The 23,070-nt window shown below is 71.3% G+C and carries 14 protein-coding genes; 4 read left to right on the top strand and 10 right to left on the bottom strand.

Features of this window, described 5'->3' with window-relative positions:
- Nucleotides 1-5 precede the first annotated feature (5 nt).
- The 3 genes from JYK02_RS30305 to JYK02_RS30315 form a co-directional block, all read right to left on the bottom strand.
- A complete protein-coding gene (locus JYK02_RS30305; RefSeq protein ID WP_347402620.1) occupies nt 6-2,228 on the bottom strand; it encodes an FUSC family protein in 2,223 nt (740 codons plus the stop codon).
- 106 nt (nt 2,229-2,334) lie between these two features.
- On the bottom strand, nt 2,335-3,372 hold the full coding sequence (locus JYK02_RS30310; RefSeq protein WP_207056201.1) for a D-alanine--D-alanine ligase family protein: 1,038 nt from the start codon (nt 3,370-3,372) through the stop codon (nt 2,335-2,337).
- A 2-nt stretch (nt 3,373-3,374) separates the two neighbouring features.
- Nucleotides 3,375-4,442, bottom strand: coding sequence for a putative zinc-binding metallopeptidase (locus JYK02_RS30315; protein WP_242589336.1), 1,068 nt, complete (start codon nt 4,440-4,442; stop codon nt 3,375-3,377).
- A gap of 239 nt (nt 4,443-4,681) precedes the next feature.
- Here JYK02_RS30315 and JYK02_RS30320 point away from each other — a divergent pair, with 239 nt between their 5' ends.
- Complete coding sequence (locus JYK02_RS30320; protein WP_207056202.1) at nt 4,682-7,681, top strand: hybrid sensor histidine kinase/response regulator; 3,000 nt, start codon at nt 4,682-4,684, stop codon at nt 7,679-7,681.
- Between the two features lie 3 nt (nt 7,682-7,684).
- On the opposite strand, the gene JYK02_RS30325 is transcribed toward JYK02_RS30320, so the two are convergent.
- Nucleotides 7,685-9,718 (bottom strand): M20/M25/M40 family metallo-hydrolase, encoded by a 2,034-nt coding sequence (locus JYK02_RS30325; protein WP_207056203.1) that lies wholly within the window; start codon nt 9,716-9,718, stop codon nt 7,685-7,687.
- A gap of 299 nt (nt 9,719-10,017) precedes the next feature.
- Nucleotides 10,018-10,341, bottom strand: a complete 324-nt coding sequence (locus tag JYK02_RS30330; RefSeq protein WP_207056204.1) for a hypothetical protein — start codon at nt 10,339-10,341, stop codon at nt 10,018-10,020.
- 220 nt (nt 10,342-10,561) lie between these two features.
- Between JYK02_RS30330 and JYK02_RS30335 the strand changes: the two genes are divergently transcribed.
- Nucleotides 10,562-10,963: a VOC family protein gene (locus tag JYK02_RS30335; RefSeq protein ID WP_207056206.1), complete on the top strand. Its 402-nt coding sequence runs from the start codon at nt 10,562-10,564 to the stop codon at nt 10,961-10,963.
- A gap of 68 nt (nt 10,964-11,031) precedes the next feature.
- Here the strand turns inward: JYK02_RS30335 and JYK02_RS30340 are convergent, their stop codons facing one another.
- On the bottom strand, nt 11,032-14,604 hold the full coding sequence (locus tag JYK02_RS30340; RefSeq protein ID WP_207056207.1) for an endopeptidase: 3,573 nt from the start codon (nt 14,602-14,604) through the stop codon (nt 11,032-11,034).
- Nucleotides 14,605-14,742: 138 nt separating this feature from the next.
- Nucleotides 14,743-16,212, bottom strand: coding sequence for an ArnT family glycosyltransferase (locus JYK02_RS30345; protein WP_207056357.1), 1,470 nt, complete (start codon nt 16,210-16,212; stop codon nt 14,743-14,745).
- A 160-nt stretch (nt 16,213-16,372) separates the two neighbouring features.
- Here JYK02_RS30345 and tesB point away from each other — a divergent pair, with 160 nt between their 5' ends.
- Nucleotides 16,373-17,242 carry an acyl-CoA thioesterase II gene (gene tesB, locus JYK02_RS30350; protein ID WP_207056208.1) on the top strand — a complete coding sequence of 290 codons (870 nt, stop codon included), beginning with the start codon at nt 16,373-16,375 and terminating at the stop codon, nt 17,240-17,242.
- Nucleotides 17,243-17,251: 9 nt separating this feature from the next.
- Here the strand turns inward: tesB and JYK02_RS30355 are convergent, their stop codons facing one another.
- Nucleotides 17,252-17,818, bottom strand: coding sequence for a hypothetical protein (locus JYK02_RS30355; protein ID WP_207056209.1), 567 nt, complete (start codon nt 17,816-17,818; stop codon nt 17,252-17,254).
- A gap of 81 nt (nt 17,819-17,899) precedes the next feature.
- A complete protein-coding gene (locus JYK02_RS30360; RefSeq protein WP_207056210.1) occupies nt 17,900-19,120 on the bottom strand; it encodes a heparin lyase I family protein in 1,221 nt (406 codons plus the stop codon).
- A gap of 621 nt (nt 19,121-19,741) precedes the next feature.
- Between JYK02_RS30360 and JYK02_RS30365 the strand changes: the two genes are divergently transcribed.
- Entirely contained in the window at nt 19,742-21,535 is a 1,794-nt protein-coding gene (locus JYK02_RS30365; RefSeq protein ID WP_207056211.1) for a sigma 54-interacting transcriptional regulator, read from the top strand.
- Nucleotides 21,536-21,547: 12 nt separating this feature from the next.
- Here JYK02_RS30365 and JYK02_RS30370 read toward each other — a convergent pair whose 3' ends face one another.
- Nucleotides 21,548-22,918 carry an alpha/beta hydrolase gene (locus JYK02_RS30370; protein ID WP_207056220.1) on the bottom strand — a complete coding sequence of 457 codons (1,371 nt, stop codon included), beginning with the start codon at nt 22,916-22,918 and terminating at the stop codon, nt 21,548-21,550.
- Nucleotides 22,919-23,070: the final 152 nt, after the last annotated feature.

The raw sequence follows: 23,070 nt of genomic DNA on the forward strand, positions 1-23,070 counted from the left end.
GGTGTTCAGTTAAGGCCCTTTAATCTCGAATGCGTCGCGAGGGGCAGGGCCTCCAGGCGGCGGGTGGCGGCGGTGTGGAGCACGCGCAGTTGCCGCGTGAGCCGTTCCAACTGGGACTGGAGCAGGGGCGCCTCGGCGCCCAGCGCGGCGCCGGGTCCGTCCGGGTGGGGGACGTTCCAGCCGATGAGTTCGTCGAAGGCGGGCAGGGGCTTGGGCTGGCGGCCGTGGAGCACCGCGTCCGCCAGGTCCTCCATGCTGGCGTCCATGGCCTGCGCGTAGCGGGACAGGGCCTCGCGCACCTCCGGCGTGGAGGGCGCGGAGCGCCGCGACGCGAGCAGGGTGCAGACGGCGGCGAACCTCCGCGTGAAGGCGAGCAGCGTCATCAGCGGCTCCACCGCCTCCGTGCGCCAGCGGGGCTCGTTGAGCAGGCGCTGGAAGGATGTCTCCGCGTTGATGGTGGCCAGCCCCAGCTTGCGTCGTGCGGCCGTGAGCGCCGCCGTGTCCGGAGGCAGGCCGTGCCGCCACGCCTCCGCCAGCCCGGCGAAGAACGCGCGGTCCGCGCGCAGCGCATCCGCCAGTTGCGCCGGGAAGCGCGTCTCCTCCGAGCGCTGCCACAGGAAGAAGGTGCCCGCGAGCGCCAGCGCGCCGCCGATGAGCGTATTGACGATGCGTACCGGAGCGAGCGTCCAGTCCCCGCTGCCCAGCTCCGCGAGCAGCACGAAGGTGACGGTGGCGAAGACGGTGAACAGCCCGTAGTTGAGCGGGATGAGGCTCACGCACAGGGCCGCGGTGCAGAACAGGAGGCCCATCATCGCGTACGGGTTCTGGAGCCACGACGCGACGGCGATGGCGAGCAGCCCGCCCACCACGGTCCCCAGCACGCGCTGGAGCGCCTTGAGGAAGGTGGGCCCGGTGTACGGCTGCATGATGGTGAGGACGGTGATGGTCACCCAGTAGCCGTGGTTCGGCCGGAAGACGCTGGCGATCCACACCGCCGCCGTGGTGGTGACGCCCACGCGCAGCGCGTGCCGCAGCACCTCCGAGTCCAGCGTGAGGTGCGCGCGCACGGGATCCATCAGCGACGCGTGGGACTCCTCCGCCAGCTCGCGCGCGGGGGGCGGGGCTTCCGTGAGCGGGCCGGGCAGCCGGCACGCGGTGTCCAGCGCCACATCCGCGCGCTCGCGCAGCTCCGTGAGCAGCCGAGCGATGTCCGACAGCCGCGCCCGCTCCAGGCGCGTGATGAGGCCGCGCGCGTCCAGGTCTCCCAGCGCGTCGCGCAGCGCGCGTCCGTCCCACTCCGGCTGGGGCCTGCGGCTGCGTCCCTCCTGCTCCACCAGCCGCACCAGGTCCCGCGCCGTGTTCGCGCACTCCAGCAGCGCCACGGCCACCGCCGCGCGAGGGTCGCCCACGGGGCCGCTCACCGGCGGGCCCAGGCTCTCCAGTTGTTCACCCAGGGCGATGAGCCCCATGAACATCGCGTCCGCGGACTCCAGCAGCACCAGCAGCCGCTCGCCGCGGCCTCGCTCGCCCCGGCCATGGCGCGTGGCGGCCAGCGTGGTGCGCGCGACCTCCAGGTGTTCGCGGATGCGGCCGTGCTGCTCCTGGATGAGCGCCTGCCACGCCTCCTCGCGCGCGCCCTGGACCGTGCGCGACAGCCCCTCCGCGTAGTCCGCCACCGCGCCGAAGCACGCCGCCACCGCCTTGCGCGCGGGCCGGTAGGGGCGGATGGGCCAGAGCACCAGCGACAGCACCATGGCCCACGCGGAGCCGCCCAGCACCGCCAGCCCGGACTCCAGCGCGGCCAGCGCGCCGCCCGAGGGCAGGCCCAGGGCGATGACGAACGTGGTGGCGGCGATGTTGCCGGTGAGGTTCGCCGCGGCGCCGTACACACCCGCGAAGCTCCACGCCGTCACCCACAGCAGCGTGGCGGGAATGGCCAGGGCCGGGTGCATTCCCGCCAGGCCGCCCAGCACCGCGGACGCCGCCGCCGCCAGCGCCGTGCCGCCCATGGCGCGGAAGCGGGCGTGGTAGGAGCCGCCCTTGTCCACGAAGGACGTGTTGAAGCCGCCCACCGCGAGCCACAGTGCACCGGGCAGGTGCAGCGCGGTGCCCACGACGGTGGGGACGAAGAACGCGAGCGCGGCCCGGAGGCCCGCCTTCACCGCGGGCCGCACGGGCGCGAAGCGGGCCACGGCCCTGGCATGGTCCAGCAACTGACGGCGAATCACCCATCCCCCATAGGCCAACGCCCCGGGCCGGGCCACCGGAAATCCGGGCCCGCGCCTCAAGGGCGTCACGGGTGCGACAGGGCGTCGCGCGCGCCGAGCCGTCGCCTCAGTGCGGGGCGGGCGCCGCGTCCCGGGCGGGCGCACCGTGCGTGGTCCTGGACGCCACCCCCAGGCCGTGACGCCGGGCCGCGGTCTCCACGATGCGCTGCACGAGCGCCTCGTAGCTCACGCCGACCTTCTTCGCCCCCATGGCCACCTCGCACTGCGCCTCCAGGTAGGGGTTGGGGTTCACCTCCAGGAGGTAGGGCTCGTTGGTGCGGCTGGACACGCGGAAGTCGATGCGCGCGTAGTCGCGCAGCTTGAGCGCGCGGAACGCGGTGATGGCCGCGCGGCTGATGCGGCCCTGGAGCTCATCCGACAGGTCCGTGGGCAGCACCAGGTGCGGACTGCCCGGCGTCTCCGGACCGAACTTCACCTCGCGGTTGGCGATCTTCATGCGCTTGCGGTTCCACCGCGAGCCGAAGTCCAGCTCCACCACCGGCAGCACCTCCGGCTTCGCCGCGTCGCCCACCACGCCGACGTACAGCTCGCGCCCCTCGATGAACTCCTCCGCCAGCGCCTCGTCGTCGTACTCCTCGCGGATCTTCTTCACCCGCCGCGCCAGCCCCTCCATGTCCTTCTCCACGCCCAGGCCCAGCGACGCGTCCGAGCGCGCGGGCTTCACCACCAGCGGGAAGGACAGGTCGCCGTTCGCCTGGAAGGAGATGCCGTCGAAGGTGGCGAAGCGGGGCGTGAGCACGCCGTGGAACTGGAGCAGTTGCTTCGTCAGCACCTTGTCCTGCGCGAGCAGCAGGCCCGCGGTGCCAGAGCCCGTGAAGGGCACGCGCGCCAGCTCCAGCACCGCCGCGACGTTGACCTCCAGCCGGTAGTCCTCCGCGAACGTCTCACAGAGGTTGAACACCAGGTCCGCGCGGGCGCGGGTGATGCTGCGCACCAGGTCGGAGACGCTCTCGTCCACGCGCACGTCCAGGGGCTCGTGTCCGGCGGCGCGCAGCGCTTCGCTCACCTGCTTCACGACGGGGTCGGGCGGATCGTCCTTGGCCTGGTAGTGGAGGACGGCGATGCGAAGGGACTTCAGGGGCATGGTCAGTCCTCGAAGAAGCGGTCGGTGTGCAGGTAGTTCATGGCCAGGACGGTGACGAGCGACGCCAGCTGCATCGCCGCCTCGCGGCTGTCGTCCGGATGCAGCGTGAGGTTCAGCGCGGCGGTGCGCTCCGCCAGGTGGTCCACGAGCGCGCGCACCACGCCCCGGCTCACCCCCGCGTAGTGGCCCACGGTGGACAGCAGGCGCTGGCGCTCGGCCTGCACCAGCGTCGCGGCGCTCACGGGCGCCTCGCCCGGGCCCCAGAAGATGTCCTCCAGCGCGTGGTCGAAGGCGTTGCGCAGCTCCACGTCCACCTTCTCGTCCAGCTCTCGCTGGCGGTAGTGGTCCTGGACGGTGCCCTCCATCTCCTCGGTGGTGAAGTCCGGCTCGGCCAGTTGCACGAGCGGCGTCGTGCGGCCCAGGCGCTTCGCGATGTCCTCCACGTACTGGAGCTTCTTGAGCGCGCCCCAGCCCTGGTAGCGCTTCGCCCAGTCGCTGCCCGGCGTGAGCCACACGGCGAAGGTCTCCGCGAAGTCCTCGTCCGGGTGCTTCTGCGCGTACCAGCCGGAGATGTGGAAGACGTACCGGCGCGAGAAGGGCCGCGGCTTGTAGTCGTCCTGGTACGGCCGGCCCCAGTCGCCGAAGACGCGGCGCCACTCGTCCGTGTCATAGAGGCGGTACGCGTAGTTGAACGCGTGGCCCGCCTCGTGGCGCAGGTACATGAGGATTTCGGCTTCCGTCTCCGCGCTGCCGCCCAGCTCCGCCTCGATGGACAGCAGGTCCGGATCCGCCAGGTAGAAGGGCAGCCCGATGACGGGCACGCCGGAGGGGCAGCCCCACTCGTCGGAGAGGTAGCACTGGGGCTTGAAGGACAGTCCCTTCGCCTCCAGCTCGGAGTGGAGCTGCGCGATGTAGCGCTCCAGGGGCGTGCCCCCCAGCCGCAGCGACAGGTCCTTGATGCGCGCCTGGAGGAGCGCTTCACGCCGGGGTGACAGCCGGCCACGCTCGGCGCCCTCGGTGGGATGTTTCTCGCGCAGCACCCGGGATTCGGCCTGGGGAGATGGCATCATCCCTACCGAGGTAAGGCGTGCGGCCGGGGATGGACAGCCCGCCAGCCGGGCCCCAGCAGGCAGTCAGTCAGGCGCCCGGACGCACGGGATGCGAGGGCTTCACACCCCGTGGTGGCAGGGCCAGCGGCCATGCGGCGGGCCGCGTGCTCCGCTCCCGACGGATGGGCATTTTTCCAGTGGGAAGCCACCAGGACCCGACATAGGGACATGGCTCGCTGACCCGAGGAGCAGCGCCCGAGATGAGCCAGGACGTCCCTCCCCAGACTCCGGAAACCCTCTTCACCGGCGGCAGCCAGATGCACGCGCTGGTGCGCACGCATGACTGGGACGCGTCGCCGGTGGGGCCGGTGGCCTCCTGGCCCACGAGCCTCAAGATGCTCGTGAAGACGATGCTCGGGTCTCGCTACCCGATGATCCTCACCTGGGGTCCACGGCTCACCCAGTTCTACAACGACGCCTATTCGCTGGTGATTGGCGACAAGCACCCGGCCGCGCTGGGCACGGACATCCGCGACACGCTGGCGGAGGCGTGGGACTCGCTGGAGCCGCTGGTGTCGGAGGCGATGACGACGGGCGTCGCCAGCTGGGTGCCCGCGCTCCGGCTGCTGCTCAACCGCAGCGGCTACCGCGAGGAGTCCTACTTCGACGTCAGCCACGCGCCCGCCTACGACGACACGGGCGCCATCGGCGGCATGCTCGCGGTGTGCGCGGAGGTGACGTCCCAGGTCCTGAGCGAGCGGCGCATGCGGCTGTTGCGCGACCTGTCCGCCCAGGCGTCCGACACGCGCAGCGTGGCCAAGACGTGCGGCGACCTGATGACCGCCCTGGCGGATCATCCGCTGGACGTGCCGTGCGCGCTGCTCTACCTGCGCGCGGAGGACGGCCGGACGCTGACGCTGAGCGGGGCCGTGGGCCTTGCGCGCGGCGGACCGCTGAGCCCGGAGACCATCGTACTGGACGCGGGCTTGCGGGAGGCGGCCCCGTACCTGCGCGCGCTCGACGGTGAGCGCGTGCGGCGCGACGGGCTGGAGGCGCTCCTGGCGCTCCAGGGTGGGCCGTTCGGGGACTCGGTCGGGACGCTCTTCTTCCAGCCGCTCGCGGGCGCGGGCACGGCCGCGCCGCTGGGGGTGCTCGTCACCGCGCTGTCGCCCAACCGCGCGCTGGATGAGGGCTATGCCTCCTTCTTCGAACTGTTGAGCGCGCAGGTGGCGGTGGCGCTGCGCAACGCGCGGGCCTACGAGGAGGAGCGGCAGCGGGCGGAGGCGCTGGCGGAGCTGGACCGCGCGAAGACAACCTTCTTCCACAACATCTCCCACGAGTTCCGCACGCCGCTCACGCTGATGCTGGGGCCGCTGGAGGACGTGCTCGCGCAGGTGCCGGTGACGGAAGCCGCGCGCAAGGACCTGGAGCTGGTCCACCGCAACGCGGGCCGCCTGCTGCGGCTGGTGAACACGCTCCTGGACTTCAGCCGGTTGGAAGCGGGCCGCATCGACTCCAGCTTCGAGCCCACGGACCTGACCGCCTTCACGCGCGACCTCACCGGCCACTTCCGCTCCGCCATCGAGCGCACCGGCCTGTCCTTCCACGTGGACTGCGAGCCGCTGCCGGAACCCGCCTACGTGGACCGGCAGATGTGGGAGAAGGTTGTCTTCAACCTGCTCTCCAACGCCCTCAAGTTCACCTTCCAGGGCGGCATCTCCGTCCGGCAGGAGGTCCGGGGCAACGACGTCCTCCTGCGCGTGCAGGACACGGGCACGGGCATCCCCGCGGCGGAGCTGCCCCACCTCTTCGAGCGCTTCCACCGCGTGCGCAACGCGCGCAGCCGCACCCACGAGGGCACCGGCATCGGCCTGGCGCTGGTGCGGGAGCTGGTGGCGCTGCACGGCGGCGACGTGACCGTGGAGAGCGAGGAGGGACGGGGCAGCACCTTCACCGTCCGGATCCCCCGGGGCCACGCGCACCTGCCCGCGGACCGCCTCCTCGCTCCGCGTCAGCAGCAGTCCACCGCCCTGGGCGCGCGCCCCTTCCTCCAGGAGGCCGAGCGCTGGACGGACGAAGAGTCCGCGCCCCGCGCGTTGGAACTCGTGCCTCCGCCAGCGGAAGGGGAGGGCGCGGGCCAGGAGCTGCCCCGGCCGCACGTGCTGGTGGCGGACGACAACGCGGACATGCGCGAGTACGTGGAGCGCGTGCTGTCGCCGTCGTTCGACGTGACGCTGGCGACGGACGGACAGGCCGCGCTGGAGGCCGCGCGCGCGCACGCGCCGGACCTGGTGCTGACGGACGTGATGATGCCGAGGCTGGGAGGCTTCGGCCTGCTGCGTGCGCTGCGCGAGCTGCCGTCCACGCGCGCCGTGCCCGTGGTGATGTTGTCCGCTCGCGCCGGTGAGGAGGCCGCGGTGGAGGGGCTGGAGGCGGGCGCGGATGACTACCTGGTGAAGCCCTTCAGCGCCCGGGAGCTGGTGGCGCGCGTGCGCTCCATGCTGGAGCTGTCGCGCATGCGCCGGGAGGTCATCCGCCAGGACCTGCTCGCCCAGTCGCTGCGCGAGAGCCTCCAGGCCCGGGACGACTTCCTCGCGGTGGCGAGCCACGAGCTCAAGACGCCGCTGGCCGCCTTCCGCCTGCACCTGGAGCGGCTGGAGCGCAGCCTGGGGGAGGACGCGCTGGGCCGCGCCCGGAGTCCGCTGGAGTCCGCGGGCCGGCAGGTGCAGCGGCTGCACGCGCTGATGGAGACGCTGCTGGACGTGTCGCAGCTCACCACGGGCCGGCTGGCGCTGGACCTGAACGACGTGGACCTCACCGCCGTGGTGGGCAACGCGGTGGCCCGCCTGCGCGAGGAGGTGGCGCGCATGGGCGTGACGGTGACGCTGGAGGCGGGCATGCCGCTCGTCGGCCGCTACGACAAGCTGCGCATCGACCAGGTGGTGACGCACCTGCTGACGAACGCGGCGAAGTACGGCCAGGGCCGCCCCATCGCGGTGCGCGTGGCCGCCGAGGACGGCACCGCGCGCCTTTCCGTGCGCGACGAGGGCATTGGCATCAGCGAGGAGGACCGCGCGCGCATCTTCGAGCGCTTCGAGCGCGCGGTCCCCGGACGCAACTACGGGGGCCTGGGCCTGGGGCTGTGGATCGCCCGCCAGGTGGTGGAGGCCCACGGCGGACGCATCACCGTGGACAGCAAGCCGGGCCTGGGCTCCACCTTCGTGGTGGAGCTGCCCATCGAAGGGCTCCAGGCGGCCTGAGCCTTACTGGACGGCGAACACCAGGTCGTCGCGGTCGTTGTACTCGCCGGAGACGCACGCGCTGGACGGGCTGCCGCTGCCGTAGCGGAACTGCGCGCGCACGGCCTGGTTGGCGCCGGCGGGCAGCGTGTACGTGTACGACAGCGTCTGGGCACCCGCGGCCGTCGGGGTGATGGTGGTGAGCAGCGTCCAGACCGGCGTCGTCGCCGTGGCGTTGGCCGTGTAGTACAGGTCCAGCCGGTCCGACGACGGGCTGGCGTAGGCCCAGATGGAGGCCTCCACCTTCACCTGCTTGCCCGCGGCGAAGTTGGAGCCGTCCACGGTGGACACCTTGAGGACCTCCACGGACTCGTCGCTCTTGTAGGTGCCGGAGCTGCCGTCACCGCACGTGCCGCGCAGCGTGTTGGGCGTGTTCTTCTCCGGGCCCATGGAGCCACGGCCGTTGAACAGCGTGCCGCTGTCGCAGGTGGCGGCCGCCGCGCTGCAACGCACCGTCCGGAGCGTGGTGTCGTAGGTGCCGCTCGTGGACACGTTGGCCACCGTCACCGTCCGCGCCGTCGTGGTGGCGTTGTTGCCCGCGCTGTCGTGCGCCTTCGCCGCCACCGTGTGGCTGCCGTTGGCCACCGTGCGGCTGTCCCACGCGAGGCTGTACGGCGAGGAGAAGGACGTGCCCTTCACCACGCCGTCCACCAGGAACTCCACCTTGCTGACGCCCACGTTGTCGGTGGCCGACGCCGTGATGTTGGTGGTGCCGTTCACGGTCGCGCCGCTCGCCGGTGCGGTGAGCGACACCGTGGGGGGCTGGGTGTCCGTGGGCTGGCCCGGCAGCGTGCCCTTGCCCAGCTCCGCCAGGTACGCGGCGCCGATGCGCGCGAACTTCAGCGCGTTGCTGGCGTTGCCGTTCGTGCTGTTGGCCAGCGTGTCGTTGGCCGTGTGGATGTTGGGGTTGTCGTTGCTCATCTGCGCTTCGAACGGGATGGACGCCGGGTAGCCCTGCGCGGTCCACGACGCGTGGTCCGAGCACCCGTAGCCGCACGTGATGTTCGTGCGCGAGTAGCCCGTGTACGTGTCGATGAGGCTACCGAGGAACGCGTTCTGCGCCGCATTGGTGTTGTCCGTGACGAGCGTCACGTCCCACGACGAGCCACGGTAGTTGGTCATGTCCAGTTGGAGCACGCCCACCACGTTGGTGCCCGCGGACTTGTGCGCCTGCGCGATGGCCTGCGAGCCGTAGAGGCCCACCTCCTCCGCCGCGTACGCCATGAACTTCACCGTGCGCGCCGGCTTGTAGCCCTTGGCCATCGCCACGCGGAAGACCTCCGACAGCGTGGCGACACCGGAGGCGTCGTCATCCGCGCCCGGCGCCGGCGCGGAGGGGCGGCTGGAGGAGCCGACGGTGATGTTGATGGAGTCCAGGTGGCCGCCAATCACGACCACCTCGTCCGGGAAGACGGTGCCGGTGACGGTGGCGATGACGGAGGGCTGGCTCCAGCCCGAGTGCGTGTACAGCTGCACGCTCACGTCGGGCCGCCCGGCGGCGTAGGACTCCCAGGCGCTCTTGAGCCAGCTGGCGGACTGCGTGCCGCCCGTGGAGTTGTTGTAGTAGCGGTTCGTGTAGCTGGCCAACTGGATGATGGTGCTGCGCAGGCTGGCCTCCTCGAGCCCGGAGAACAGGCCGTTGACCACCGCCGCGTTGTCCAGCGTGTAGCTCACCAGCGACTGCGTGGGCTGCGCGGGCGAGAGCGCCGCGAGCGCCGCCTCCTGCGTGTCGTGCGCCATGAAGCCCGCGCAGCGGTGATACTGGTCATGCATGATGGCGGACACGTCGCCCAGCTGCGACTCGGTGAGCTTGAGCACGCTCACCCCGTTCGCCTCACGCACCAGCGTGGGCGCGCTCCCGGCCGCGCGGAACGACGAGCGCACCGCCGTCACCGCCTCCGAACCGATGGTGATGTAGACCTCCTTGTCACGCGACTCGGCGGAAGCAGTGGCGCAGCACAGCGACACGACGACGGGGGCCAATCTCTTCAAACGCATGTTCCGCTCCGATTCCAGGCGAGGGGCGCGCTGGCGGGGCACGGCGGGGACCTCCCACGTCCGGTCCGGACCAGGTGTCCAGACCTCGTGGGTCGGGAGCGCATCCTGTGGAATTCAAGACGAGGCCGTCAAGGCGGAGAGCAGCGTGAAACAGGATGAGACAGGCTAAGCCGTTACGATTGACGCACCCCGGCCACGCCTGGACGCACCGCGGAAGGGCTCACGCGGGTCACGAACAGGTGTTGGAAAACAAGAGGATGAGAAGAGGAAGGTCGCCGCGAGGGGGAGCGGCGCGTGCTTCAGGTCTGCAGGTTCATGGACAGCGAGCGGCCGGCCGCGAACCGGGGTTCTGACTGGAGCTTCTCCAGCACGCGGTCCGAGGCGACGAGCGTCACCTGGGGAAGCAGGCCCGGCTCGCTCATCCACTTCACCGCGCCCAGCAGGTGCTGGGCCTTGATGAACTCCAGCACGGCGCCATGGAAGGCCTTGCCCTCCTCGCGCCACTCCTGGGCCAGCTCCGCGCGGTTGCGCGGCTCCGGAGCCTGGGGGGCCTTGGAGGCCTTGACCGTGCGCCGCTTCGGGGACCGGTCTTCACGGGGCAGGACGATGATTTCGAGGAACATCGCGGCACCCTCCTGAAGGCAAGAACAGCGAAGTGCGCGGACTATCGCATGAAGCTGCGTCGTCCCGCCGCCGGGTGCCCATGCTTTTGTGGTGGGTTGCTGCCGCTTTCACGACTTCCCGGGCGCATGCGCCTTGACATGCGTGAATTGCCGTTCTGAAGGTCGCCGGTCCGCGTGTTGTCGGACAGAAACGCAGCAGCGAAATCACAGAGGGCAGACCATGGAACTGCACCACGGCCGCATGTTCGACCACGTCCATCTCCAGGTCCGGGACCTGGAGGCGAGCAAGCGCTTCTACCGCGCGGTGCTGGAGGTGATGGGCATCCCCGTTTTCAACGAGAGCGAGCGGCACCTGGCCGCGGACGAGCTCTTCCTCAGCAACGACCGCGAGCCCACCGCGCGCGTGCACCTGGCCTTCCAGGCGAAGGACCGGGAGATGGTGCACCGCTTCCACCAGGCGGCGGTGGCCGCGGGAGGCCGTGACAACGGCGGCCCCGGGGAGCGCTCGTACCACCCGGGCTACTACGCGGCCTTCGTGCTGGACCCGGACGGCAACAACATCGAGATGGTCCACCACGGGCCGGCGAAGCGCTCGGCGCCGTCCGTCGTCTACACCTGGTGACGGCCGCGTGAAAAAGGCACGGGGGCCCCCGGCGTCGTACCGGGAGCCCCCGTGGAACGGCGGGACGGCTAGCGCGCCGTCACGGCCCGGCCGCGCACCTGCTTCGCGGCCGGAGCGGTGGGGCTGGCGGGGTTGGCGGCCACCGCGGACGTGACGCTGAAGACCAGGTCGTCACGGTCGTTGTAGCTGCCCGCCACGCACGCGCTGGTCGGGGTGCTGCTGAAGCGGAACTGCGCGCGCACGGCGTGGTTGCCGGTGGTGCTGCCCACGGTGACGGGGAAGGAGAACGTCTTCAGCCCCACCGCGGTGCAGGCCTGGGCGGTGGAGATGGCCGTCCACGACGGGGTGGTGGTGTTCGTCGTGTAATACAGGTCCAGCTGGTCGCTGGTGCCGTAGCACCACACCGTCACGTCCACGGTGAGCTGCTTGCCCGGGGCGATGATGCCCTGGTCCACCGTCTTGAGCACGATGCGGTCGATGCTCTCATCCGAGTGGTAGACGCCGGTGGAGCCGTCCGCGCAGGTGGCGCCCAGCGTGTTGGGCTGGTTGGGCTCCACGCCGCCGGACACCGTGCCGCGGCCGTTGACCAGCGTGGGGCCGGTGTCGCAGCCGCACACGGAGCCGCACGCCGGGGTGCGCAGGGTGGAGTTGTACGTGGCCACGGCGGGCGTGCACACGTTGGTGGTGGTGAAGCTGGACGCGGCGCTGTACGCGCTCGCGCCGCAGCTGTCCGTGGCCCGCGCGCGCCAGTGGTACGTCGTCAGGTTGGACAGGCCGGGCGTCACGTTCCACGCGCTGGAGGACAGGCCGGTGGCGCTGCGCACCACGTTGGTGAATGCGCTGTCGGTGGCCACCTGCACGTCGTAGCCGGCCGCGCTCGTCACGTCGGACCAGTCCAGCGCCGGGGCCAGCGCGACGCCGGTGGCGCCGGAGGCGGGCGAGGACAGCGTGGGGGCCGCCAGGGTGACGCAGCCGCGCGTGGTGAAGCTTCGCGCCGCGCTCCAGGCGCTGGTGCCGCCGCACGAGTTGAGCGCGCGCACGCGCCAGTAGTAGGCCGTGTTCGCCGTCAGGCCCGGGGACACCGTCCAGGCGCTGGCCACCAGCGAGTTGGCGCTGCGCACCACGTTGGTGAAGGCGCTGTCGGTGGCCACCTGGACCTCGTAGCCGGACACGCCCGTCACGTCCGCCCAGTCCAGCGCCGCGAGCAGCTCCACGCCGGTGGCGCCGGAGGCGGGGGTGGACAGCGAGGGCGCGCCGGGCGCCGCGCAGGTGGGCGTGGTGCAGGTGCACGCGGACGCCTGGCCGAAGCACGCGTTGCTGCTGGCGGGGACCACCGAGTAGCAGTACTGGCGGCCGTTGGCGACCTCCGGGTCCGTGTAGCTGGTGCCGGTGACGGTGGCGACGCGCGCCTTGCCGAAGTCACAGCCCGCGAAGCCCTCCGTCTTCATCACCCAGTACTGGCTGGCGCCCGCGGAGGCCGTCCAGGACAGGCTCACCTGGCTGTCGCCCGGGGTGGCCGTGGTGGTGGGGGCCGCCGTGGGGCCCGCCGCGCAGCCGCCGTTGGTGGGCGCGGGCGTGGAGCAGGCGATGTTGTGGCGGTTGTACGCGGCGTAGATGGCCGTCATGTGCGGCGTGCCGTCCGCCAGGTTGCCGTTGTCGTCGTCCGCGGCCAGCCACTGCATGTAGCCGTTCGTCGCGCCGCAGCCGTCGGACGTGCCCGCGGTGCAGTTGCAGGCGTGCCACGTGCCGATGTTGCCGGAGCCCTGGTAGAAGAGCTTGTTGCCCAGGAGGAACGCGTCGTTGGAGTTGTAGTTGAAGGGCGCCGCCGTGAGGTCGCGCGTCACCAGGTCCCACGCCGCCTGGCGCACGGGGGACGCGGCGCAGTGCACCTGCTTGCTGCACGGGCCGGAGCCGGACGAGCACATCTTGCAGGTGAAGTTCTGCGGGGTGGCCGGGATGTTCGGCGCGCTCGCCGCCCAGTCCGCGTCACGCACGCCCGAGCAGCGCAGGTTGCACCAGGACTGGCCCGCCACCTGGGCCTCCTGCTGGTTGTAGCCCGTGCCGTCCGGCGTGAGGCCGCAGCCGGTGTTCGTCGTCTGGAAGAAGCCGTAGCCCACGCAGGACGTCTGCAGCCGCAGGATGCCCGCGATGTCCGCGTAGCCCTCGCTGGAGTTGGACAGGGAGCCGTTGGCGTCGAAGTTGTCCATGCCGTGGCCCCACTCGTGGTCGAACACCGCGCCAATCTCACCGGTGTTCCGGCAGCCGCCACCGGACTTGTAGAAGTTCACGGTGCTGCCGTTCCAGAACGCGTTGCACGTGCTGGACAGGTTCACGTTGGACGTGAGCTGGCCCTGCAGCCAGGTGTTGGAGGGCAGCCAGCCGCGGGCGACCTCCTTGATCTTGTTCAGCTCGTAGAAGCTGGAGCGCGCCGCCGGCGTGTTGCCCGCGGACGTGCCCGCGGGCACCGTGCAGTCGTGGTCGTTGTTCACGCCGCCCAGGTCCAGGCTGCCCGTGGCGGAGCTGACGTTCACGGCGCCGCAGCTGTCGGCGATCTTCACGTACTTGCCCGCGAGCGTCGTGGTGACGGTGCCGGCGCTGTAGTTGTAGATGCCCGCGCCGTCCGTGAAGTTGTTGGGCGACGTGAAGCCGGTGTTCGCCCACGGCATGGGGGTGCCGGGCTGCATGGTGCCGCACGTCTCCTTCGACGTGCAGGTGCCGATGTTGGTGGACGGGTACACGCCGCCCTTCACCTGGGCGTCGAAGTAGTGGTTGTCGTCCTCCACGGCCAGCACCTCGCCGGAGTTCGCGTCCACCGTCACCTTCCAGCGCTCGTGCTCGCCGGGGCTGGAGAAGCCGTAGCTCCACACCAGCGCGTGGCCGTAGCCCTGGCCGAACGCCGCGCCCGTGCGCGCGTAGGGGGCCACCTCCAGCGTGGGCTGCTGCCACAGGCTGGTGGGCGTCAGCGTCTGGCCCAGGAACGAGCTGCCCGCCGTCAGCGCCTGCGACGCGCTGAACGTGGGCTTCAGGTCGATGGCCACGTTGGACCACGCCTCCGTGCCCAGGAGGATGAGGTTGCCGTGGCTGATGGTGGCCGCCAGCCGGCCGTGCCGCACCGGCACGCCATTCACGACCTGCGGGATGTGCACCTGCCACAGCGAGTCCGTGACCTGCGTCACGCGCGGCGCGCCCAACTGCAGCAGGTCCACGCCCAGCGCTTCCTGGTGGTCCGCGACGAACTTGAAGACGAGCTCGCCCACGACGGACTCGTCCACGCCGCCCACCGAGCGGCCCAGCCCCTGACGGACGTCGTCCAGGCTGACGTTGTTGCGGTAGCCGTCACCGGGCAGCAGCGGGAAGCTGCCCTGGATGCCCGTGGGCATGCCGGACAGCGGATCCAGGTACACCTGCACGCTGCCGCCGGTGCTGCTCAGGAACTTCGTCCACCGGTCCGCGCCCACGCGCGGCATCAGCGTGCGCGCCTTCTCCAGCGGCATGTTCTGGATGGGCAGGTACAGCTCCGGCTTGAAGAAGGCTTTCTTCGCCACCGCGCCCTGCTGCGCGGGCTGGGAGGGTTGGAATGCGTACGTCGTGGACGACACCAGGAGGGCTAGACAACACAACGCGGACCGCAAGGGGCGCATGTACGTCTCCTCGGATGATGCCGCCGGACGGGACCGGCGGGCTCCGGGGCGGAGCGCTCCCTGCTTAGGTCAAACGCATTTTAAAAGTGTATTGCGGCTATTCCTGAGTATCTTCGATTTAGAGAATTTGAAGGGAAGTCAAGGGCTTGAAGTGTTCACTACAGGGCCAGGCCAGAGCCGGACCCGGTCGTCCTGGATGAGCTTGCCGTTCACGGCGTCGGTGGTGCCGCTGGCCATGAAGCGGCGGGGCGCCTCGCGCGTGGCGACGAGCGCGGCCTCCACCCACACGAGCAGGAGCACCGCCCCGGCGAGCACCGGCAGCCTCCGGGCCACGGCCGCGTGGCGGTCCGCCAGGACCTTCAGCGGCAGCACCAGGAGCGGCAGGAGCGCGGGGAAGACGACGAGCAGCCCACGCGCGTAGCCGAAGAAGGCGAGCGTGACGAGCACCCGGTGCAGCACCACCAGCGACAGCAGCCGGAAGGGCGCGTGCGCGGGCCTTAGCGACAGCGCCATCCCGGCGAGCAGCAGCGCCGCGAGCGGCCACTTGAGCCACGCCGCGTCGGGGACGAACACGTCCACCGGAGCGCGCTCGCCGGTGAGCCCCCCGGGCACGTCCGACACGCCGACGCCCAGGCTCAGGCCGTCCAGCCACAGGTCCAGCTTCGTCCACAGGAGCCGGGCCGCGTCGCCGGGGGCCTCCACCATCCAGCGCAGGCCTTCCGCGTAGCCGTGCAAGAGCAGGCGCCGGTGCTCCGGGCGGGAGGGGTCCAGCTGGCCGTTGCTGCCGCCCTGGTTGATCAGCGCGGGCGTGAAGCCGCCGGTGGCGCGCGCGTGGTTTGCCATCGCGAAGTTGAGCGGCCCGTACACCGTGACGGGCACCCACTCCGGCAGCGGCTCCAGGTGCGGTGCGCGCGCGTTCAACTCGCGCATCGTGTCCAGGTTGCGCAGGGCGGAAGGCACGAGCAGCAGCAGGGACACGCCCACCGCCGCGCCCCAGCGCAGGGCCCATGGCTTCCAATCCCAGGGATGCGAGCGCGCGGTCCACGCGTACCCGAGCAGGAATGGCCACAGCCCCAGGTGCTCCGCGCGGGTGAGCGTGCCCAACCCCATCACCGCGCCCAGGGCCAGCACCTCGCCCCGGGACGGCGCCCGGCCGCCCACGCGCAGGCCCAGCGCGCACGTGAAACACAGCCACAGCGCGGACAATGTTTCATTGCTGTACGTGGTGGACAGCACCAGCCACCCGAAGCTCGCGGCGTACAGCCCCGCCGCCACGAAGCTCCACGCCGTCCCCAGCAGGCGCCGCCAGAAGCCAAAGCAGAGCGCCACCGTGGCCGCCCCCAGACAGGCGAGCGCCAGCTTGTACGGCAGCGCGCTGCCCCGGGGCTCCCCCATCACCCGGTACAGCCACCCCAGCAGCGCGGGGAACAGGGGCGGGTGGTAGGGCAGGGCGGCGGGGCCCTCGTGGCCGCGGGCCAGGTCCAGCGCGGCGGTGTGGAAGAAGCGCGCGTCACCCGCGAAGAAGACGGAGAAGGGCCAGTCCCGGTCCGGCGCGCCCGCCAGGTACAGCCCGCGCAACAGCAGGCTGGCGGCGAACGTGGCCGCCATGCCCCAGGCCGCCGGGTGCCTCCGGAAGGCGTCTGGCAGGGAACGCAGGGCCACGGGCTCGGCTCCTTCCGAGGAGAAAGGCGCCGCACTCTACATTGGCCCGCGCGCGCCGGCCGGGGGCTGGGGTATGGACGGGGTGCGTCAAAACGGGAGGACGGACATGAGCCGGGTGCTGGACGAGCTGTTGGGGCTTTTGAAGCTGGAGCCCATCGAGGAGAACCTCTTCCGCGGCGCCAGCCAGGACCTGGGCTTCCGGCAGCTCTTCGGAGGGCAGGTGCTGGGGCAGTCCGTCTCCGCCGCCAGCCAGACGGTGGAGGAGAAGCGCACAGTGCACTCGCTGCACGGCTACTTCCTGCGCCCCGGCGACGCGGGCCTCCCCGTCGTCTACACCGTGGACCGCGTGCGCGACGGCGGCAGCTTCACCACCCGCCGCGTGGTGGCCATCCAGAAGGGCCAGCCCATCTTCACGCTGATGGCGTCCTTCCAGGGCGACGAGCCGGGCTTCACGCACCAGGCCACCATGCCGGACGTGCCGCCCCCGGAGTCGCTGCCCACGGACCTGGAGCTCCTGGGCCGCCACGCGGGCCGGATGTCCGAGCGGCACCGGGAGAAGTTCCTCTCCCCCAAGCCCATCGAGATGCGCCCGGTGACGTACGTGGACCCCTTCGAGCCCACCGCCGAGCCGCCCGTGAAGCACGTCTGGTTCCGCGCCGACGGCGCCATGCCCGACGAGCCCCAGGTGCACCGCTACGTGCTCGCCTACGCCAGCGACTTCAACCTGCTGGGCACCGCGCTCCAGCCGCACGCGCTGACGTTCCTCAAGCCGGGCTTCCAGATGGCCAGCCTGGACCACGCGCTCTGGTTCCACGGCGACCTGAAGGTCAACGACTGGCTGCTCTACACCATCGAGAGCCCCTGGGCCGGCAACGCCCGCGGCCTCGCGCGCGGGCACGTCTTCACCCGGGACGGGCGGCTCGTGGCCTCCGTGGCCCAGGAAGGCCTGCTGCGCCAGCGCACGGACGCGCGCTGACAGAAGGTCCTAGAAGTGCGGCCCCGGGAGGACCCGGGGACGGGGGCCCAGGTCGATGACGCCGCCGGGCCTGTCGTCGTCCGAGCCCGTGGTGGGCTCGAAGAGCATGCTCACCGCCACCAGCGAGCCCAGCACCACCGCGCCGATGGTGCCCGTCAACAGCAGCGTCTTGCCCAGGCTGAACTCGCGCAGCCGGGCGTGGTCCACCTCCGTCAGCGGCACCACGAGCGCGGGCGCGGAGGCGCCGGAGGTGGAGCCCTCCAGCGGCACGCCCCGGAAGCGGTCGGCGTCCACGCCCACCTCGATGAAGCGCTGGAACTCCGCGTCCTCCTGCGCCGCCCGGGCCAGCGCCAGCGGCGTGTCCGAGCTGAACTGGTGCGCCTTGCCCTCCACGTCCCGCACCGTGCGCCGGCGCTCCGTGGGGCGGTTGAGCATCACGTCCCCCAGCTCCACCATCAGCGCCGCGTTCTCGTCCTTGAAGCCGTCCAGCCGCGCGAGCTCCGGCTTGGGAATGGCATAGGTCGTGGTGCAGGACGCCAGCAGGGCTACGGCGGTCAGCGCGGCGCACAGGCGCATGAGACGGCTCCTCGGGATGGGCACGGAAAGCCTATCCCGGGGCGTGCCCCGGCGACTACCGGGGCACGCGGGTCAGGTGTCTCACTTCAACTGGTAGTTGGCATCCAGCACGTCCGCCTTCGAGCGGCCCATCACCCAGCCGTCGTGGTAGACGACGCCCACCGGCGCGACGGTGTCGTTCCGGTACAGGCCAATCTTCAGGTAGTTGAGCTGCCCGGAGTACTGCGTCGCGATGTAGCGCTTGGGCAGCACCAGGTTGCCATTGTAGTACAGCTCCACGAAGCCCACGGTGGCGTTGGGGGACCACTTCACGTGGAAGATGAAGTCATGCCACGCGTTGCGCACCAGCGGCGTCTTCCAGACGATGACGCCCGGGTCCCCGCCGATGTTGAGCCGCATCTCCTCGCCGTAGACGTAGAACTCCACCGGCGGTGAGCCGCAGCAGCCGTCGTGGTGCCACTGGGTGAAGAGCTGCCAGGTGTTCACGCTGGGGAAGTCCGACGCGAAGCGCGTGCTCCAGCGGTACCAGTACTCGGAGCCCGCCGCCTCCTTCGTCTGCTTGAAGATTTCGTTCCGGTTGCCGCTGGAGTTGATGGGGTCGTCGCCCTGCTTCACCGTGGCCTTGAGCGCGTAGCCGCCCTCGCGCACCGGCGACGGAATCACCTGCAGCCGGTCCGACGACATCATCTGCGTGCCGTCCCACTGGCTGCGGTCGCCGGACTCGAAGTCGCCGCGCCACACGATGCCGCTGGGGGCGGGGGACGGCGTCGTGCCGGCGCACGGACGCGCCTCCGAGATGCTGGCCCAGTCGTTGAGGGTGTTGCCCTGCACGGTGACGCGGATGCGGCGCGCGCTCACCGCCGTGAAGGCATACGTCTCCGCCGCGGCCGTCGTGCCCTTGCTCTTGCCGCTGTACACCTGCGTGTAGGTGTAGCCGTCCGGAGACACGGAGATGGTGAACGTGTTCACCCGCGTGTCGCCCTGGTGCCAGGCCACCGCCATGGCGCCCACCGTCTTCGTGGCGCCCAGGTCGTAGTCAATCCACTGGCCCTTGCCCAGGCTGCTCCAGCGCGTGGTGAGCAGGTCGTCCAGCGTGTTCGCCGCGACGCTGCCGGTGCCGTCGTCGCCGCTGGCCTTCACGCTGCTGGGGGTGAGCTGCGTGCAGCTCGTGGTGGCGAGGTCTTCGCCGGAGGACTCGAGCGCCGGCGTGCGGTCTTCATCCGGAAGCGAACCGTCCGCGGCGCCACAACCGACGGCGCCCAGGACGAACAACGTTTCAACCAGGAGGAGGGTTTTCTTCAAGGGGGAGGCCCAGGGGGAAAGGACAGGCAGAAAAAAGCCATGCTCCCAGGACAGGAGACGGGGGCGTGGCCGGGAAATGTCTGGCTTTACGGCGGGGCAGTCCCCTCGCGTGCTTCCGGACCTGTGCGACAGGGCCGTGTCGACGGGAGGAGAAAGACAGCGTGACGTGTGTGGGTTTTGCTCCATCCGGCAGCGGGGAAGGCTGCCGTGCTCCAAGGTGACAATCGGAATAGCGAAGTTTTATTTCGAACACAAGCGACGTTGAGCCCGCTTGCATGCCGGGCAGGTTCAGCGCCCAAAGACAGACATCAATTTCAGACGGCCCGGTTGGAATCCTTCAACCCACCGGCAGGGGCGATACGGCGCGTCGCGTGGGAGGCGTACCGGCGGAGCGCGGGCCCGTTTCACGCCGCGGCTTGTGGTGCGGTGTGGGGACACGCACGCTGTGTTACGGGCAGGGCAATTCGGACCCGTGTCCGGTGGCGACGTGAGTGGCGGACACCCCCTTTGCCGCCGACTTGCGATGACGGAAGAATCAGGCAGAACCCCTCCTGAAATGTCCGTGGACTGCCAGGAAGCCCGCCGCGCCGCGGCCATGAGGCCGGTCGAGTGACGCACCCCATGACGCGCCCCGGGTCCGAGCAGGTGCCTCGGAGCGAGCGCAAGCCGCTGTACGTGAAGGTGGTGACCCAGCCGGCGCTGCATGGCTGCTGGTCCGTCAACATCAGCGAGACGGGCATCGGGCTCATCGCCACGCCGCGCCGGCCGTCGGAGGGCCCGCACGAGAACGAGCCGGTGGAGATGGCCTTCTCGCTGCCGGACACGGGCGCCCACGTGCGCGTCCACGGGGTGGTGCGCTGGCGTCATGACACGGCGAGCGGCGGGGGCACCGTCGCGGCGCTGGGCATCAGCTTCGGCGCCTTCGACGCCGCGGATGGCGTGAAGCTGGCGCGCTACCTGGCCACGTCCCACCTGCAGGTGGTGACCGCCTTCGCGTCGGAGGACGAGTCCCGCGCGGTGCGCCAGTCCCTGGACGGCGTGGCCACGCCGCACTTCGCCGCCACCGCGGAGGACGTGCACGCGCTGCTCACGCGCGGGGACATGGCGGCGCTGCTGGTGTGCGGCCAGGACGAGTCGCGGGCGCTCGCGCTGGTGGAGTCCCTGGCGGAGCTGCGCGCGGAGGTGGACCCCACGGGGGCGGGGCCGCCCAGCGACCTGGCCTCGCGCATCGTCTACTGCGCCCCGGCGGCCCCGGAGCGGCTGGTGGCCCTCTTCAACACCGGCCGCATCTACCGGGCGCTGGGGCCGTGGCCGGATCCGGACGTCATGCGCGAGGCGGTGCTCCAGGCCGGGCGCGAGCACGGCTTCCGCACGGAGCAGTGGCGCATGGCGCTGGAGCTGGAGCGCAACCTCATGCGCGAGCGCGCCCTGGCCCAGGCCCCGGTGGGCGGCCCGGGCCGCCACGGGGAGGACGTGGGCTTCCGCAGCCCGCCCATGCAGCGCGTGATGGAGATGGTGCGCCTGGTGGCCCCCCACCGGGTGGCGGTGCTGCTGCAGGGCGAGACGGGCACCGGCAAGGAGGTGCTGGCGCGCATCCTCCACCGGCTCTCCGGCCGGGGGGACCTGCCGCTCGTGGTGCAGGACTGCGGCGCGCTCACGGAGACGCTGCTGGAGAGCGAGCTGTTCGGCCACGTGAAGGGCGCCTTCACCGGCGCGGTGTCGGACCACCCGGGCCTCTTCGTGCTGGCCAACGGCGGCACCATCTTCCTGGACGAGATTGAGAACACCACGCCCAACCTCCAGGCGAAGCTCCTGCGCGTGCTGGAGACGGGCGACATCCGCCCGGTGGGCGGCACCCAGGTGCGCCACGTGGACGTGCGCGTGGTGGCCGCGAGCAACCGGGACCTGGGCGAGGAGGTGCGCGCCGGCCGCTTCCGCGCGGACCTCTTCTACCGGCTCAACAGCTTCACCATCGACATCCCGCCCCTGCGCGAGCGCCCGGAGGACATCCCGGAGCTGGCGCGCGCGTTCGTGGAGCAGTTCAACCGCACCCTCAAGCGCTCCGCCACGGGCGTGGCGCCGGACGCGGACGAGGTGCTGCACGGCTACGGCTGGCCGGGCAACGTGCGCGAGCTGCGCAACGTGGTGGAGCGGGCGGTGCTGCTGTCCAGGCCCGGGGAGATGCTCACCCGGCGCCTGCTGCCGCCCGCGCTCCTCAACAACACCGTGCCCCGCGCGGACCCCACGGGGGACGGCTCGCTCCGGGCCCGGCTCCACCAGGTGGAGCGCGACCTCATCCGCGAGGCCCTGGAGCGCCACGGCGGCGTCCTGCGCCGCGCGGCCGTGGCCCTGGGCATGGACCCCGTGACGCTGGGCCGCAGGGCCCGGCGCCACGGGCTGTGGAAGCCGGAGTAGCCCCCGCCTTCCTCAGTGCGCCCGCAGCCACTGGAGGATGGGCTGCCACACGCGCACGCGCGCGTCCCGGGCGAGGAACAGGTCCGCGTGCCCGAAGTCCAGCGCGCGCTCCGACTCCGGCCGGCTGCGCACGATGATGCGGGTGACGTCCGTGCTGCCCAGCAGGCGCGTGGAGTACTCCCCGTAGCGCCCCACGCCGCCCGCCGCGCCCACGTACAGCACGGGCACCTTCACGTCCTGCAGGTGGTCGTCGTAGGGCACGTCCAGGCCGCACAGCTGCTTCTCCGTCTCCACCACCTCGTTGAGGCTCTGGTAGGGCACCGCCAGCTGGAGGTAGTCGAACAGGGTGGGCTCCGGCGTGAAGGCCGTCCTGGTGGGCAGGCCCGCGGCGTCCGGCACGCTGCCCGCCAGGTGGTAGCCCGGCGTCAGCGGCTGGAGCGGCACGAAGAGCGCCGCCGTCTTGCCGGCGGCGATGACCGCGAACTGCCGGTTGGTGGGCCGGGTCGGCGCCGCGAGCCCCGTCGGCGCGAGCGGGGAGGGCGAGTTGGGTGCCTGGGTCGCCAGCTGACCGATGAGCTTCACGGGCGTGCCCGGCGCGGGGCCCAGGAGGCCGCCCTCCGTGCGCCCCTCGTCGCGGGCGGCCTGGAGCGCCTCATAGCGGTCGCAGGCCCACTGGCGCTGCTCCGTCGCGTCCGGCCCGAAGCGCAGCACCATGTCCATGGGCACGAAGCCGTCCACCCGCCGCAGCCCGCGCGGCCGCTGCGACTCCGCGTCCAGGTACGCGTACCCGATGGTGGCGCCGCGGCTCCAGCCCAGGAGGAACATCCGGTCGCCGCCGCCGTTGCCGGACAGTCGCCGCACCACGTCCGCCAGCGCCAGGCCCGTGCCCACGTCCTTCACGTGCGTCTGGAGGCTCCAGTCCGCCATGTAGCTGAAGTCCGTCTCGGACTCCGGCACGCCCACCCACCGCAGGTCCAGGCCCCAGACGTCCACGTCCTGGCTGGCCAGGAACGCCGCCAGCGAGCGGTCCTCCGGCATCGTGGACACGCACGTGTTGGTGAGGAACGCGGGCGCGAAGCCCCACAGGTCCCCGTGCACCATGAACACCGCCCGGCTGCTGCGCGCCGGGAGCCACGGGCGCGCCTCGCGCACCACGCGGTGCACCGTGATGGCGTCGTACTTCCCCGTCCCCACCCGCACCTTCCAGGTGTAGTGCGCCAGCCCGCCGCCCAGCGCCTCGCGCGTCGTGCTGGACGCGGTCAGCCCCGCCGCCACCACCGCGCGCGTCCACTGCTCCGCCTGCAACGACACCTCGCGCGCTTCCCCCGAATTCGCGCTCAGCATCACGAACAACGCCACCATCACCACCCACGTCCTACGCATACCGACCTCGACTCGCATGAGGGTCCCCCACGCAGAGAAGCGCACGGCCCTGACATCCCGCGCTTCCGATGCAGGCCTCCCCAACAGCACCTTCCGCGCCAGGGTCCAAGCCATTGATTTCATTGGTTCTGCCCCGCAGGGCAGGCTTCAAC

This window comes from Corallococcus macrosporus (genome assembly GCF_017302985.1).
Taxonomy (GTDB): Bacteria; Myxococcota; Myxococcia; order Myxococcales; family Myxococcaceae; genus Corallococcus; species Corallococcus macrosporus_A.